We start from the raw sequence: 15,341 nt of genomic DNA, 5'->3' as shown, positions 1-15,341 counted from the left end.
TCTTTAGGATTCCATGGGGTCGCTGGCGCCAGTGGCCGTTGCATCGCAGCGAAGCATCTCGCTATGCTCGCGCACCAGTGACATGCCCTGTGGCGTCTCCGGTGATGAACGGAGTGTCGATGACCAGCCCAGCCCTGCGCCACGCCACGGCGGGTGGCGAACCGCGGGAAGCGGATGCCAGGCTCCGGGCGCTCGCCGCAGGGCTCGAGGCCTGCCCCCTGGCCTATTGCGTCTTTGGCGCCGACCGGCGGCCCTTCGCCCTCAACAAGGCGATGGTCGCGCTCATCGGCGGACCGGAGGCGCCCAGCGTGGGCGTGGGCGCGGGCGCGAGTGGGGGCGCCGGCGGGGGCGGTGCGGCGAAGGCGCTGGCGGCGCTTTCCGCCGCCCTGTCCGATCCGCTGGAAAGGGTGCTGCGGCTCGGCTGCCTCGCCACGCTGGACTGGCCAGGCCGCGCGGGCGGCGCCGGGGAGCGCGACCGGCCCGCCCTGCGGCTCACCCTGAGCCCGGTGGAGGGGGAGCGGGGGGGCACGGAGGGGGTGCTGTGCGCGGCCACCGCCATCGCGCTCCCGGGGGAGGCGGAGGAGGCGCTGGGCCTGCTGTTCCGGCACAACCCGGTGCCGATGTGGGTGCATGACCGGGAAACCATGCGCTTCCTGGCCGTGAACGATGCCGCCGTGGCGGCCTATGGCTGGTCGCGCGAGGCCTTTCTCGAGATGGCCGTGCCGGATCTCCGCGCCGGCATCCAGGCCCCCGGGGAGCGCGAGGCGGCCTGCGCCACGCCCGCCGCGCCCCGCCGCGCGGTCCGGATCTGCCGGAACTGGCGGCATGTGGACGCGCTGGGCGGCGAGCGGATCGCCGACATCCTGTCCCGCCACTTCGTCTTCGAGGGGCGGGAGGCGGTGCTGGTCGCGGGCTGGGACGTGACCGACCGCGCCCGCGCCGAGGAGGCCCTGCGCGAGAGCGAGGAGCTGACCCGCAGCGTCATCGAGAGCAGCACCGGCTGCATCAAGCTGCTCGACCTCGCCGGCCGCGTGCAGTTCATGAACGGCCCCGGCGAGATCCTCATGGAGGTGGGCGAGCCCGCCCTGCTGCTCGGGCGGGAATGGGCCGGCCTGCTGCCGCCGGAGATGGCCGGCGAGGCCCGGCGCGCGCTGGACGCCGCCAGGGCCGGCCTCGCCGCCCGCTTCACCGGCTTCTGCCCGACCCTGAGGGGCGCGCCCCGGTGGTGGGACGTGACCGTGTCGCCCGTGCGCAACGCCGGCGGGGCGGTGGTCCGGCTGCTCGTGGTGTCGCACGACATCAGCGAGAAGCGGAACGCCGAGCAGCGCGCCGCCTACCTGGCCTGCCACGACCCGCTGACCGGCCTGCCGAACCGGCGGCAGTTCCACGCCGAGCTGAAGCGGCTCCTGGCCGAGCCGCGGGATGGGCGGGCCATGGCGCTGCACTATCTCGACCTCGACCACTTCAAGGGCATCAACGACGCGCTGGGCCACACGGCGGGAGACAGCCTGCTGCAACAGGTGGCGGACCGGCTGCGGACGCTCCAGCCGGCGGGCGGCGGCGTCTTCCGCCTGGGCGGCGACGAGTTCGCGCTGCTCCAGACGAGGCTGGCGGCGCCGGAGGAGGCGGCCGCCATGGCCCGCCGCCTCGTGGCGCTGCTGGACGAGGACTACCACCTGGAGGGGCAGCTCGTGGCGGCGGGCACCAGCATCGGCCTGGCCCTGGCGCCCGCGCATGGCGACACGCCGGAAAGCCTGATCAAGAACGCCGACATCGCGCTCTACCACGCCAAGTCCGGCGGGCGCGGGACCTTCCGCTTCTTCGAGCCCACCATGGACGAGGCGGTGCGGCGCAGGCAGATGCTGAAGGCGGGGCTGCGGAGCGCGCTGAAGCGCGGCGAGCTTTCGCTCCACTTCCAGCCGCTCGTCGACCTGCGCAACGGCCGCGTCACCTGCCTCGAGACGCTGCTGCGCTGGCGCCACCCGCTCTACGGCCCGGTATCGCCCGCGGAGTTCATCCCGCTCGCCGAGGAGAGCGGGATGATCATCCGCCTCGGCGAGTGGATCCTGCGCAATGCCTGCCGCGCGGCGACGTGCTGGCCGGACACGGTGAATGTCGCGGTCAACCTCTCGGCGGTGCAGTTCCGCGACCCGGGCCTGCTCCGCGCCCTGTCCGAGACGCTGTGCGTGACCGCCCTGCGGCCCGGCCGGCTGGAGCTGGAGATCACCGAATCGACGCTGCTGCAGGACGACCCGGCCAACATCGCCACGCTCGACGCGCTGCGGGCGCTGGGCGTGCGGATCGCGCTGGACGATTTCGGCACCGGCTTCTCGTCGCTCGGCTATCTGCTGCGGATCCGCTTCGACAAGATCAAGATCGACCGCTCCTTCATCGCCGGCCTGCCGGGACGGGTCGAGTCGAAGGCCATCGTCAGCGCCGTGGTGGGCATGGGCCACAGCCTGGGCCTGTCGGTCACGGCGGAGGGGGTCGAGACGGCGGAGCAGCTCGAGGCCCTGCGGCAGCTCGGCTGCACCGACGCGCAGGGCTACCTGTTCAGCCCGCCCGTGCCGGCGGCGGAGGTGGCCGCCCTGCTGTGGCAGCCCTGCTCCGGCCCCGCCCAGGATATGGGCGAGGATCCCGCCGGATAGGGCCCGGCGGGAGGCGCGGCCTCAGATGGCCTTGATGTAGCGGGTGCGGGCACGCTCCAGCACGGACAGGGTGCGGATGAGCGGCGCCAGGGCCGGGACGCGGTACTTGAAGTACATCAGGGACTGGATGGCGTTGCGCCGCAGGATGCGGCCGCGGCAGGCGCGCCAGATCTCCGGCGGCAGGCGGCGGCGGAGTACCTGCGCCATGGGCAGGTGCGGCATCCAGCGGTAGAGCCGGCGCGGCTGCCGGCGCACCAGGGTGCGGTGGTAGTGGTCGGCGTCGTGGTCCTCGCGCGCCAGCAGCACCTCGGGCAGTTCGAGATGCTCGCCTTCCAGCAGGTTCAGCGCCATGACGATCCAGTCATAGCCGAAGACGTCGATGTCCTCGGGGAAGGAGCGCTTCAGCGCCTCGGTGCGGTAGACGCCGTAGAAGCGCGACACCTCGCCCGGGTCCCAGAAGAAGGCGCGCAGGCGGTCGGCCGCCGGGCCCTGGAGCGCGAAGGTGCCGTTCGACATCGCCCGCCGCCCGTCGGGCGTCACCATGGCGACGCGCGAGGTGCTGGCCACGGCCTGCGGGTTGCGCTGCAGGTTCTCCAGGTTCTTCTGGATGAACTCGGGCGCCCAGACGTCGTCATGGCAGGCCCAGAGGAAGAAGGGGGTGTCGGCCTGCATCAGCACGAAGCGGAAATTGCCGCAGATGCCGAGATTCTCCGGCTGCTCGTGCAGGGTGACGCGGCTGTCGCGGCGGGCGTATTCGCGGCAGATCTCGCGCGTCTCGTCGGTCGAGCAGTTGTCCGAGATGACGAGCCTGATGTTCCTGTGCGTCTGCGACAACAGAGAATCGATCGCGGTCCGGATCTGCTGCCCGCCATTCCGGACAGGCATGCCAATCGTAACCTGCGTGTCTTCAGTCATGCTGCTCAATTCCTTGTCCGGCCTTCACACAGAACGCATGGCCTGCCGATCAGCGCGTTGCGGCAGTCTAAATTTTTTGGAATCGCTCCCAAAAAACAAGCAGAAACAGAACAAATTTATGAGATCAGGCAAAAGGCGCCATGCCGGCTTCGTGACCGTTTCGGCAGCCGCAGGACGAATAGCTCGGGCAAGCCCCTGGTTGTGGTTGTGGAATAACAATTTCGTATTGACTATTTGGTGATCCCGTTCTCCCTAGGCAAACCCGGTCTCATAAATCACACTGCGAATATGTCTTGGGACAAATCATCCTGGGATTTCCAAATGCCGCTCCAGCAGCGAAGGTTCTGAGATATGAAGGCAGTCATCTTGGCCGGTGGACTGGGAACCCGCCTTGCCGAGGAGACCTCGGTTCGCCCGAAACCCATGGTTGAGATCGGCGGCCGTCCTATCCTTTGGCACATCATGAAAATCTACAGTGCCCATGGCATCAACGACTTTGTTGTGTGTCTCGGCTATCGCGGCAACGTCATCAAGGAATATTTCAAGAACTACTTCATGTACATGTCCGACGTGACGTTCGATCTCGAGCGGAACAGCATGGAGGTCCACAACGCCCGGGCGGAGAACTGGCGGGTCACGCTGGTGGACACGGGCGAGGACAGCATGACGGGCGGGCGCATCAAGCGCGTCATGCCCTACCTGAAGGACGAGGACGCCTTCTGCCTGACCTATGGCGACGGCGTCGGCAACATCGACATCACCGCCACCATCGCCCTGCACAAGGCGGAGGGGCGCCTGGCCACCATGACGGCCACGCAGCCCGCCGGCCGCTTCGGCGCGCTGCAGATCGAGGGCAAGCAGGTCACCGCCTTCAAGGAGAAGATCCAGGGCGATGGCGGCTGGATCAATGGCGGCTTCTTTGTGCTCAGCCCGAAGGTGAGCGACTACATCGAGGGCGACTCCACCGTCTGGGAGGACCAGCCGATCGAGCGCCTCTGCGCCGACGGGCAGATGTCGGTCTACCAGCACCATGGCTTCTGGCATCCGATGGACACCATCCGCGACCGGAGCCATCTCGAGGGATTGTGGGCTTCCGGCAAGGCGCCGTGGCGCGTTTGGGGGTGCTGAAACCATGCGTATCCTGATCACCGGCAATATGGGCTATGTCGGTCCGGTCGTCGTCCGGCACCTGCGGGACGCCTTTCCTGACGCCACGCTGATCGGCTACGACCGCGGCTGGTTCGGCCACTGCCTCACCACGCGCGACCCGCTCCCCGAGACCCTGCTCGACGAGCAGCGCTTCGGCGACGTGCGCGACCTCGGCACCGAGGATCTGCGCGGCTTCGACACGGTGGTGCACCTCGCCGCCATCTCGAACGACCCGATGGGCCAGCGCTTCGAGGCGGTGACGGACGCGATCAACCACCGCGCCAGCGTCGACGTCGCCAAGGCCGCGGCCGAGGCGGGGGTCCGGCACTTCGTCTTCGCCTCCTCCTGCAGCGTCTATGGCTTCGCCGCCGATGGCCGGGCGCGGGTCGAGGAGGACACGCTCAACCCGCTCACCGCCTATGCGCGCTCCAAGATCGACACCGAGAACTCGCTGCGCGCGCTCGACAACGGCGAGATGGTGATCTCCTGCCTGCGCTTCGCGACCGCCTGCGGCATGTCCCCGCGCCTGCGGCTCGACCTGGTGCTGAACGACTTCGTGGCCGGCGCCCTCGCCAATGGCGAGGTCAGCGTGCTGAGCGACGGCACGCCCTGGCGGCCGCTGATCCATGTCCGCGACATGGCACGCGCCATCGAGTGGGCGATCACCCGCCCGGCCGAGAATGGCGGCAACTTCCTGTCCGTCAATGTCGGCGCCGAGCGCTGGAACTACCAGGTGCGCGAGCTCGCCGAGGCGGTCGGCCGCGCCATGCCGCAGGCGAAGGTTTCCATCGCCACCTCCGCGCCGCCCGACAAGCGCTCCTACAAGGTGGACTTCTCGCTCTTCGCCCGGCTGGCGCCCGACCACCAGCCGCGCGAGACGCTGGACGGCGCCATCGCCGAGCTGCGCGACGAGCTGGCCGCCCAGGGCTTCGCCGACCGCAACTACCGCAACTCCGCCGCCATCCGCCTGGTGACGCTGGAGAAGCTGATCGCCTCGGGCGCCGTGGACAGCAATCTCGAGCCGCAGAAGGCCGTGGCATGAAGTTCCACAAGACGCCCCTGCAGGATGCGCATGTGATCGAGATGGAGCCGCGCGCCGATGAGCGCGGCTTCTTCGCCCGCGCCTTCTGCGAGCAGGAATTCGCAGGCGCCGGGCTGGTCAGCCGCTACACGCAGGTCAACAACTCCTTCAACCCCCGCAAGGGGACGCTGCGCGGCATGCACTACCAGCTGCCGCCGGCGGCGGAGGTGAAGCTGGTGCGCTGCCTGCGCGGCGCGCTCTACGACGTCATCGTCGACATGCGCCCGGATTCGCCCAGCTACGGCCAGCACTTCGGCATCGAGCTGAGCGAGGACAACCGCCAGATGCTCTACGTGCCGCGGGGCTTCGCGCATGGCTTCATCACCCTGCGCGACGACACCGAGGCCTTCTACATGGTCAGCGACGCCTACATGCCGGGCGGCGAGCGCGGCCTGCGCTTCGACGACCCGCATCTGGGCATCGACTGGCCGATCCAGCCGGAGCTGGTGTCGGAGAAGGACCGGAGCTGGCCGCTTTTCGACGCCGGCTTCCATGCCGTCGAACAACTGCGCGGCGTGCGCTGAGCCGGCCGGAGACGCATCATGATCTATGACACGCTGCTCAGGAAGCGCGCGGCGGACGGCAGGCCGGTGCGCGTCGGCATGTTCGGCGCCGGCTTCATGGCCAAGGGCATCACCAACCAGATCGTCAACTCCGTGCCCGGCATGGAGCTTTCGGTGATCTGCAACCGCAGCATCGAGCGCGCGCGGCAGGCCTTCGAGCTGGCCGGCGTCACCGATGTCGCGGTGGTGGAGACGGATGCGGCGCTGGCCGAGGCGATCGCCCAGGGCCGCCCCGCCATCACCCAGGACCCGATGCTGCTCTGCCGCTCGCCGGCCCTGGAATGCCTGGTGGATGCCACGGGCGCCATCGAGTACGGCGCGCAGGTCACCATGGCGGCGATCGAGAACCGCAAGCACATGGTCTCGATGAACGCCGAGCTGGACGGCACGGTCGGGCCGCTGCTGAAGAAGAAGGCGGACGCCGCCGGCATCATCTTCACCGGCGCCGATGGCGACCAGCCCGGCGTGCAGATGAACCTGTTCCGCTTCGTCCGGTCGATCGGCCTGACGCCGCTGGTCTGCGGCAACATCAAGGGCCTCCAGGACCCCTACCGCAACCCGACGACGCAGGAAGGCTTCGCCAGGCAGTGGGGGCAGGACCCCTACATGGTGACCAGCTTCGCCGACGGCACCAAGATCAGCTTCGAGCAGGCCATCGTCGCCAATGCCACCGGCATGACGGTGAACCAGCGCGGCATGATCGGGCGCGACCACCGCGGCCATGTGGACGAGCTGACCGGCCTCTACGACATCGACATGCTGAAGGAGAAGGGCGGCATCGTCGACTACGTCGTCGGCAGCAAGCCCGGCCCGGGCATCTACGTCCTGGCCACGCATGACGACCCGAAGCAGAAGCACTACCTGAACCTGTACAAGCTCGGCACCGGCCCGCTCTACAGCTTCTACACGCCCTACCACCTCTGCCACTTCGAGATCCCCATCTCGGTGGCCCGCGTGGTGCTGTGCGGCGACGCGGTGCTGCAGCCGATCGACGGCCCGCGCGTCGATATCGTCGCCACGGCCAAGAAGGACCTCAAGGCCGGCGAGGAGATCGATGCCCTCGGTGGCTACATGACCTACGGGCAGTGCGAGACCTACGGCATCTCGCGCCGCGAGAAGCTGCTGCCCATGGGCATGGCCCAGGGCTGCCGCCTGAAGCGCGACATCCCGAAGGATGCCGTGCTCACCTATGACGATGTGGAGATCCCCCCCGGTCGCCTCATCGACATGCTGCGGGCCGAACAGGACAAGATGTTCCCCGCGGCGTGACCCTCGGGCCGCGGGGGCCCTCAGACCCCTATGGGGGTCCCCGCGGGCGAGGAGCCTTTCTCCAGGCGCCGGATCGTGCCGAGCAGCAGCACCAGATAGGCCAGCGCCTCGCAGCCATACAGCGCCACATAGCCGGCGATGAACAGCTCGACCGGCCAGCCCTGCCACGCGGTGAGCGCGGCGAAGCCCAGCATGGCCAGCAGCGTGAGCGAGGCGCGCCGGGCAAGCGGCGCCAGATGCCCCGTCGCCGCCAGCACCGCGCCCGACAGGGTCTGCACCAGCATCAGCGCCAGCATGACGCAGATCGCCGCCCGCACCGCCGGCGACACCACGCCCGCATCGCCCAGCAGCAGGCCGAAGAAGCGCTCCCCGAACAGGCCGATCACGCCGATTCCGCCCAGCATCGGCACCAGGCCGAGCAGGAAGGCCAGGCGCAGCGTGCGCCACAGCCCCGCGATGTCGCCCGCGTGCCAGGCGCGGGTCTGGTGCGGCAGCAGCGTCTCGGACACGGTGAGGTAGGCCGTGGTGGCGAAGCGGGTGACCTTGTAGAACATGTCGAAGGCGACGAGCGCCAGCGCGTCGCGGTGCATCATCGGGATGGCGTAGTAGGGAAAGATGTAGATCAGGAACTCGGAGATGGAGAGCTGCGCGGAGGCTGCGATGCCGTGCAGGTCCCGCCGCAGCACGGCGAATCCGTGCCCCGCGCGCAGCCCGGCCTGGGCGAGCAGCGGCACGCGCCGGCGCGCCAGCAGGAACAACAGCAGCAGCCCCGCCAGCCACAGCGCCACGAAGGCGAGCGAATAGGCCATCAGCGGCAGGCCGGCGAGCAGCGCCAGGGTCAGCCCGAACAGCGCGGAGCGGCGCACGAAGTCGATCGCCTCGGTCATCACATAGGCGTCGAAGGCATTGGCGGTGACGCGCAGGATCATCCAGGGCAGCGGCAGGGCGGAGCCCAGGAAGAGCAGCAGGTAGAGCGGGCGGTAGGCCTCGTTGCCCAGCCCGGCGGCCCAGACCACCAGCCCGAACACCAGCGTGGCCAGCACCGCGAGCGCGGCATAGGACCAGAGCGCGGCCATGGCGGCGCTGCCGAGATCCTGCCGCGAGGCCTGGCCGGGATGCAGGAAGTCCTGCCGCATGCGGCCGAAGAGGCGGATGGAGATGCCGAGATCGGCCTGCAGCACCAGGGAGGCGAAGGCGATCACCGTGGCGAAGAAGGCGTAGTCCTCCAGCCCCACGATGCGCACCAGGCTGTAGGCGAGCAGGAAGCTCCACAGCGTCGCCAGCGCGGTGTTGGCGGATTTCAGCAGGAAGAAGGTGAGCGACTTGCGCAGCGCGGCGTTGCGCAGCATCAGCGCCGCCCCAGCCAGCGCTCGGCCCGGTCGCGCAGCCGGTGGCGCCCGGCATAGGCGGCGAACTTGGCGTCGCGCACCCAGCGCATCACGCGCGGCGGCAGGGGCAGGGAGCGCAGCTTGCCCACCGCCGAGACCGCGCTCGCCTCAGGTGCCAGGTCGATCAGCAGCCCGGCGGCCAGGGCGCGGTTGCACCATTCCAGGTCCTCCGCCTCGTCCCAGGCGACGTCCTCGTTCAGCGGGCAGCGGTCATGGACGTCCTTGCGCAGCATGAACAGGCCGCCATCCACATAGGGGTAGCCCTGCTCGTAGAGGTCGAGATAGCGCTCGGGCGTGGCGCGGCGCAGGCTGGAGGGCGTCAGCCGCGGGGCGTGGCCCGGCATGCCGCTGTCATGCACGCCGAGCGAGAGATAGTCCTCCATGCCCGCCGCCCCCTGCGACAGCACGCGCGGCGTGATGATCTCGAACTCTGGCGGGACGTGGCGCAGCGTGTCGGGCGCGAGGACGATGCGGCTGTGCATCACCGCCACGCGCGGCCCGCGCAGGGCGCGGATCAGCGCGTTCTTCTTGCCGCAGATCATCACCCGCGGCCCGGGCGGCATCTCGTGGACGTGGTAGCGGACCTGCGGGTAGCCCTCCAGGCAGCCGGCCGCCGCGGCCGGGCCGCTGACCATGATCTCGCCCCCGTTCTCCGCCAGCAGCTCCGGCTGGCGCAGCAGGGCGTCGAGGCATTCGCGCAGGCGCGGCAACTCGGCCGCCTGGCCGGAGAAGACCACGCCCGCGCTCCAGCCAGGGGGCGTGTGCGGCCGGGTGCGGACCAGCTCGATCTCGCCCGCCGCGGCATCGAGCCGCACCGGCGCCGCGTCCCGCGCCAGCGCCTTGTAGGTCCATTGCCGGATCAGCTTGAAGGACACGAAGCGCGGCCAGAGGTCGAACACGTTGGGCGAGCGGTCGCGCACCAGCAGCGTGCCGCCGGGCTCCAGCGCCCACACGCCATACTTCAGCGCGTGCATCATCAGGTTGCGGTAGACGAGGCGCTGCGTGTGGATGACGACGCGCGAGAGGCCGCGCATCCGCTTCAGGCGGTAGAGGTCCTCGCGTGCCGAGACGACGAATTCCGTCATGGCGTCAGCCTTCCGGTTGCTGCGGCGCCGCTCCGGCGGAGCGGGGCCTGTTCAGGGGGCGCGCCGTTCAGGCGGAAGCGACGATGCCGCGCGCCCAGTCGCGGAAATCGGCGAAGGCGTGGAAGGTGGCATCCACGCCGTCATGCACATGCTGCGCGCTGGCGCCAGGGTGCAGCTTCTGGAAGGTGGCGGCGTTCAGCACCTTCTTGCTGGCCACCACGTCGCACTCGGCGTCGCCGATGAACCAGATGCGGTCGCCGGGCTGCAGCTCCAGCTTGGCGGCCGCCACCTCGAAGGGCTTCAGCCCCACCTTGTCCACGCCCGCCTCCTCGGAGGTGACGACGATGTCGAAATAGCGGTCGATGCCGAAATAGACGAGCTTGCGGAACTGGATCTGCGCCGTCAGGTCGGTGACGAGGCCCAGCGGCAGGCCCGCCGCGCGCAGCTCGATCAGCGTCTCCTCGGCGCCCGGATGGAGGCGCGCCGTGGTCATCAGCGTGCGCCAGTAGGTCTGCTCCAGGTCCAGCGCGATGGCGGGCTGGCTGTTCAGCCCGAGCAGCTCGATCATGCGCTGGAAGTAGAGCAGGCGGTTGTGGGAACTGGCCGTGCTGCCGAGCGCCCGCTTCACCTCCTCGCGCGCCTGGCGGAAGGCGTGGTTGAACTGGCTGGGCACCACCTTGAGGGAGCGCTCCACCTTGGAGCGCACCGCCGCCATCGCCCGCTCATGCGGCCCGGCATATTCGTAGAGCGTGTCGTCGAGGTCGAAGAGGATGGCGCGCGGCTTCTCGCGCAGGGCGTCGGGGTTCAGGATCTTCATCGGTCTCGTCCTCAGCGCCGCTTGGAGGTCAGCTCGGCCAGTTGCAGCAGCACGATGAGCTGCATGATGCCGGTCATGCCCGGCTGCCAGGCCGGGCGCCGGGCCAGCAGCTCCTCCAGATGCGGCACAAGCTGCAGTGCGGTGAAGTGGATGTCTTCCGGCTTCACGTCGCTGCCGTCGATCACCAGCTCGGCCATGGTGTTGGCGCCCGCCTGCGTCACGTCCACCTGCGCGCCGCACAGCGCGATGAGCAGCCGCGCGAGGCGGTCCAGGCTGGTGGCGCGGCGCATCCGCACCCGCAGCTTCAGCGGCATCGGGCCGGCATGGTCGGGGTCCTCCAGCAGCACCGGGTCGGCCGGCAGCAGCGAGAGGACGACGTCGGCATGGTCCCGCTGCGGCCGGATGAAGGCCTCGTAGTCCGGCATGCGGCGCTCGATGGAGGCCAGCACGCGCTCCAGGCTGTGGCCGCGCTGGCCGACGTCGCGCCGGATCTTGAAGAAGCGGCGCAGCCCCTCGTCCATGTCGAGATAGAGGCCGACATCGAGCCGCTCGCGCAGGGCGGGGGGGTAGAGGGCGTGCAGGCCCGTCACCATCACCACGTCGCTGGCCTGGATGCGGCGCGGCGGGGTGAACAGGCCCGTGGCGTGGTCGTAGTGGCGGCACATGATCGGCCGCCAGGCGAGCAGCGAGAGCGCGTCGCGCGTGAAGGCCTCGAGGTCGTTGGCGCGGGGGTCGAGATGGGTGAAGGCCTGCCACAGCTTCCCGCGCCGCTCGAACAGGTGGTAGTCGTCGCCCGAGATGCCGGTGACGGCGCCCTCGCCGAACAGCCCGGCCATGGCCAGCGCCAGCGTGTCCTTGCCCGTGCCGCTGTCGCCGGCGATGCCGATGGCCAGCGGGCGCTGCGACAGGCCGAAGAAATCGTTCTCGTCCAGGCCACGCCGCAGCATGGTCAGCGCCAGCACGATGCCGAGGCCCATCAGCACGGAGGCCATCAGCGAGTTCAGCCGCAGCGAGGTCATCATGTCGGCCGGCAGCAGGCTGAGCCAGCCCAGCGGCAGGCCCAGCAGGGGCACGGCGGGGGCGGCGGTGATCAGTGTCTTGGCGGCGATCAGCACCAGGGTGAAGACCAGCACCAGCCCCGCGGCGCGTGGCCCGGCGCGCAGCTGGAAGGCCACCAGGAAGGGGATGAGCCAGAGATACCAGCCGACGGCCGAGGGCGTGAGCAGCAGCACCACCAGATAGGCCACGCCCAGCACGGTGTGCAGCAGGCCGAAGCTCATCCGCCCGACCTTCCAGGCGCCATACAGCCCCAGCAGGTAGACGATGGGCATGATGTAGAGCTTCTGCCCGCCGCCCAGCATGATGTCGACGTCGAGGATGGAGGCCATGCCGGGATTGGCCACCAGCAGGCGCGGATTGCTCGCCAGCATCTGCTGCAGGGCGGGCGAGAACAGCAGCGGCGGCACGAGCAGCAGCAGCGCCACGCCCGCGCAGGCCAGCAGGAAGCCCGGCATGGTGTCGCGGTGCCGGCGGTGGCTCCACAGGAAGATCAGCAGGAAGGGCACGACGGCGAGGATGCTGACCTTGGCGCCGATGCCGAGCCCCAGCACCACCCCCGCCATGCGCGGCGCGTTGCGCTGCAGCAGCAGCAGGGAAAGCGCCAGCAGCAGGGTCGGCACCAGGTCCGTGTCGCCGTGCCAGTAGGTGATGAACAGCACCAGCGGCGAGAGCCAGTAGAACAGCAGGACCCGCTCCTCCTGCCCCTCATGCATCCGCCGCAGCACGAGGAGCAGGGCGAGGTCGGCCGCCAGCAGGCTGAAGCCGAGCGCGATGCCGGTGAAGGCCGTGCCGCTGCCGGCCAGGCGGTCGGCCAGCAGGCCCAGCGCCGTGAAGGGCGCGTGGAACAGGTACATGACCGGGCCGTAGAAGAACTCCGGCACCTGCCCGCCATGGTGCAGGAAGCCGGTCCACGGGTCGAGGCCGGGCGCGGCCAGGGTCCTGGCCATGAAGGGCGTGAACCACTGCGCCTGCACCTCGGGCACCAGCATCACCACCGCCGCGACGCGGATGGCCAGCCCGAGCAGGAACCAGCGGTTGGTCCGCAGATCGAGGGGGATCAGCGCCAAAGATCGGGTGCCTTCGTGCAGACGGCCTGCGCCTCGATGCCCTCCCGCGCCAGCAGGGCGCGCAGGGCGGCGATCTCGGCCGGGTCGGTGCGGCCCTGCAGCTCGGGCGAGACGAGGCAGAGCCGCATCCCCGCCGCGCGCAGCCGCTCCGCGTCGGGGCGGGAGAGGGGGAAGCGGGTGAAGCAGTCCACCCACACCCACTCCACCATGCCGGCCAGGCTCAGCGCGGTCTCCACCGTCTCGAACTCGGAAACGCGCACCGCGCAGCGCCGCTCGCCGCGCCGGGCGGTGCGGATGAGGAAGGGGAAGGACTGGTCGAGGAAGAAGAAGTCCTCGATGCCGCGCGCGGCCATCAGCGCCAGCAGCCGGTCCTCCAGCCCTTCCTCCTTGACGTTGAGGATCAGCGTGCCGTGCCGGTAACCCGCCAGCCATTCCTCGAAATCCGGCGCATCCGCCACGAAGGGGTCGTGGTGGATGACCAGCCGCTCGCCCTGGCTGCGGATATCGACCTCCACCCCCAGCTCCGCCGGCGTCGCGGCGAGCTGTTCCGGCGTGTTGCGGCGATGGGCGATGCGGATCATGCGCGGTCCTCGTTCTGTGGCGCGGCCTGGCGGGGGAGCGACCAGGAAGGGGCCCGGGCGGGCTCGGGGCGGGGCGGGCGGGGCGCCGCGTAACGAGCCTCCAGTGCCGCCACGGCGGCGGGCGGCACGCGGCGGTCGCGCTCCAGCCGGTAGGGGTGCTGCGGCCATTTGTGGAAGCAGGACTGCCAGTAGGCGAAGCTGCGCAGCTCGTCCGGCGTGCCCCAGCCGAGATAGTGCCCCACCTCGAACAGCGCGCAGGAAAGGCCCATCTCCACCGCGTCGTTGACGCAGGTGTCGATGTAGAACTCGCCGTTCACCCGCACCCCCCGCGCGATCATGCGCTCCGCCGCCGCCACGAAGTCGCGCGCGCGGCGGAAGGTGAAGGCGCCGATCACGATCGGGTCCCGCGCCGGGTCGGCCAGCGGCTCCTTCACCGCCACGCGGCGGATGCGGCCCTCCGCGTCGGCGTCGATCCAGCCATAGGAGTTCGGGCGGCGGGCGGCGGCGGGATGGCCGCGCACGCCCCACACCAGCACGTCCGGCCCGCCCTCCGCCATCAGGGCGGAAAAGCGGCCGGCATCGAACAGCACGCCATTGTCGCAGGCGCCGATGGTGAGCGGCGCGTCGAGGTCCAGCCCCTCCATGCCGGCGAGGCAGGTGCTGGCCTGGCCCTCGGTCAGCGTCTCCAGCAGCACCGTCTCGGCGCCGGGGATGCCCTGCTCCAGCGCGCCGGTCACCGTCTCCAGGAAGGGCAGGTCGCGGCGCAGGATGAAGCGGCGGCGCTCCGCCCGCGGCAGGTCGAGCGCCGCCTGCACCGCCATGGGGCGGCCGGAAACGGGGATCAGCGGCTTGGGCCGCTCGTAGCCGGCATCGCGGAAGCGCTGGCCGGCGCCGGCCATCGGCACCAGCACCGCGCCCGGCTGCGCGGGCGGGACCGGCCCTTCCGCCAGCGCCGCGAAGGCGCGCGACCAGCGCCGGTATTCCTCCAGGTCGTCCGGCGTGCCCCACTGCATGAAGTGCTGCAGCTCATACACCGCGACCGGCAGCCCGTCGGCGAAGATCGGCTTGTAGACGAGGCTGGCATAGTACTCGCCATTCACCTGGATGCGCTGCCGCATCGTCTCCTCCGCGTAGTGGCGGAGCAGGGCGGCGGAGGCGAAGTAGTAGGTGCCGGAGGAGGCGTATTCCTCCATCGGCCGGTCGGTGAAGGGCTGCTTCTCCTGGATGTCCTTCGCCCAGCCATTCTCGTGCCGCAGATAGGCGTAGAAGGTGGAGCCCAGCGAGTGCGGGTGGAAGCCGCGATAGGCGGGGATGGCGCCGGCGCAGGCGGTCTCGCGGGTGAACGCCTTGAAGTCCTGCCAGTCCCAGAAGCAGGTGAAGTCGCAGTAGTTCACCACCGTGGGCTTGGCCGGGTCGAGATGCGGCATGGCCTGCAGCACGGCGTGCACCGGGCCCAGCTTGTGCGGCGCCACGCTGACGATGCGCCCCGTCGGGCACAGCCCGCGCAGGATCTCCTCCATGCGGTAGGAGGGCTCGGCCAGGTGGTCGGCGTTGCAGATGAAGGTGACGTCCGTCTCGCCCGGGAAGAGGTCGAGCACATGGGCGATGATCGGCTTGCCATCCACCTCGATGAGCGGCTTGGGCACCGGATAGCCGGCGCGCCGGAAGCGCTCCCCGAAGCCGGACATGGGGATGACGATCTGCATGCTCTGGCGGTCC

Annotated in this window: 12 protein-coding genes; 5 read left to right on the top strand and 7 right to left on the bottom strand. The window is 70.0% G+C overall.

What is annotated here, in order from left to right; translation table 11 throughout:
* The first annotated feature begins 119 nt into the window (after positions 1-119).
* A complete protein-coding gene (locus tag CR162_RS08255; RefSeq protein WP_176559771.1) occupies positions 120-2,648 on the top strand; it encodes a putative bifunctional diguanylate cyclase/phosphodiesterase in 2,529 nt (842 codons plus the stop codon).
* A 21-nt stretch (positions 2,649-2,669) separates the two neighbouring features.
* Here the strand turns inward: CR162_RS08255 and CR162_RS08250 are convergent, their stop codons facing one another.
* Positions 2,670-3,533, bottom strand: a complete 864-nt coding sequence (locus CR162_RS08250) for a glycosyltransferase family 2 protein (RefSeq protein WP_281254960.1) — start codon at positions 3,531-3,533, stop codon at positions 2,670-2,672.
* Between the two features lie 381 nt (positions 3,534-3,914).
* Here CR162_RS08250 and rfbF point away from each other — a divergent pair, with 381 nt between their 5' ends.
* The 4 genes from rfbF to CR162_RS08230 are packed head-to-tail and all read left to right on the top strand — an operon-like array spanning position 3,915 to position 7,625.
* A complete protein-coding gene (gene rfbF / locus CR162_RS08245; protein WP_099095063.1) occupies positions 3,915-4,691 on the top strand; it encodes a glucose-1-phosphate cytidylyltransferase in 777 nt (258 codons plus the stop codon).
* Between the two features lie 4 nt (positions 4,692-4,695).
* On the top strand, positions 4,696-5,754 hold the full coding sequence (locus CR162_RS08240; RefSeq protein WP_099095062.1) for an NAD-dependent epimerase/dehydratase family protein: 1,059 nt from the start codon (positions 4,696-4,698) through the stop codon (positions 5,752-5,754).
* Positions 5,751-6,317 carry a dTDP-4-dehydrorhamnose 3,5-epimerase gene (gene rfbC, locus CR162_RS08235; protein WP_099095061.1) on the top strand — a complete coding sequence of 189 codons (567 nt, stop codon included), beginning with the start codon at positions 5,751-5,753 and terminating at the stop codon, positions 6,315-6,317. Before CR162_RS08240 ends, rfbC begins: the two co-directional genes overlap by 4 nt.
* An 18-nt stretch (positions 6,318-6,335) precedes the next feature.
* Positions 6,336-7,625, top strand: coding sequence for an NAD(P)H-dependent oxidoreductase (locus tag CR162_RS08230; protein WP_099095060.1), 1,290 nt, complete (start codon positions 6,336-6,338; stop codon positions 7,623-7,625).
* A gap of 20 nt (positions 7,626-7,645) precedes the next feature.
* On the opposite strand, the gene CR162_RS08225 is transcribed toward CR162_RS08230, so the two are convergent.
* The 6 genes from CR162_RS08225 to CR162_RS08200 form a co-directional block, all read right to left on the bottom strand.
* Complete coding sequence (locus tag CR162_RS08225; RefSeq protein ID WP_099095059.1) at positions 7,646-8,974, bottom strand: hypothetical protein; 1,329 nt, start codon at positions 8,972-8,974, stop codon at positions 7,646-7,648.
* Complete coding sequence (locus CR162_RS08220) at positions 8,974-10,098, bottom strand: glycosyltransferase family A protein (protein WP_099095058.1); 1,125 nt, start codon at positions 10,096-10,098, stop codon at positions 8,974-8,976. Before CR162_RS08220 ends, CR162_RS08225 begins: the two co-directional genes overlap by 1 nt.
* Positions 10,099-10,165: 67 nt before the next feature.
* Positions 10,166-10,915 (bottom strand): HAD family hydrolase, encoded by a 750-nt coding sequence (locus tag CR162_RS08215; protein WP_099095057.1) that lies wholly within the window; start codon positions 10,913-10,915, stop codon positions 10,166-10,168.
* A gap of 11 nt (positions 10,916-10,926) precedes the next feature.
* Complete coding sequence (locus tag CR162_RS08210; RefSeq protein ID WP_099095056.1) at positions 10,927-13,041, bottom strand: glycosyltransferase 87 family protein; 2,115 nt, start codon at positions 13,039-13,041, stop codon at positions 10,927-10,929.
* Positions 13,032-13,622, bottom strand: coding sequence for a phosphatidylinositol-specific phospholipase C/glycerophosphodiester phosphodiesterase family protein (locus tag CR162_RS08205; protein ID WP_099095055.1), 591 nt, complete (start codon positions 13,620-13,622; stop codon positions 13,032-13,034). Before CR162_RS08205 ends, CR162_RS08210 begins: the two co-directional genes overlap by 10 nt.
* Positions 13,619-15,328, bottom strand: a complete 1,710-nt coding sequence (locus CR162_RS08200) for an NTP transferase domain-containing protein (RefSeq protein WP_099095125.1) — start codon at positions 15,326-15,328, stop codon at positions 13,619-13,621. Before CR162_RS08200 ends, CR162_RS08205 begins: the two co-directional genes overlap by 4 nt.
* Between the last annotated feature and the right edge of the window lie 13 nt (positions 15,329-15,341).

The sequence above is a fragment of the Teichococcus rhizosphaerae genome, assembly GCF_002631185.1.
In the GTDB taxonomy this organism is placed as follows: Bacteria; Pseudomonadota; Alphaproteobacteria; order Acetobacterales; family Acetobacteraceae; genus Pseudoroseomonas; species Pseudoroseomonas rhizosphaerae.
The sequence above is the reverse complement of the archived record's forward strand: the minus strand, read 5'-3'. Positions and strand labels throughout refer to the sequence as shown.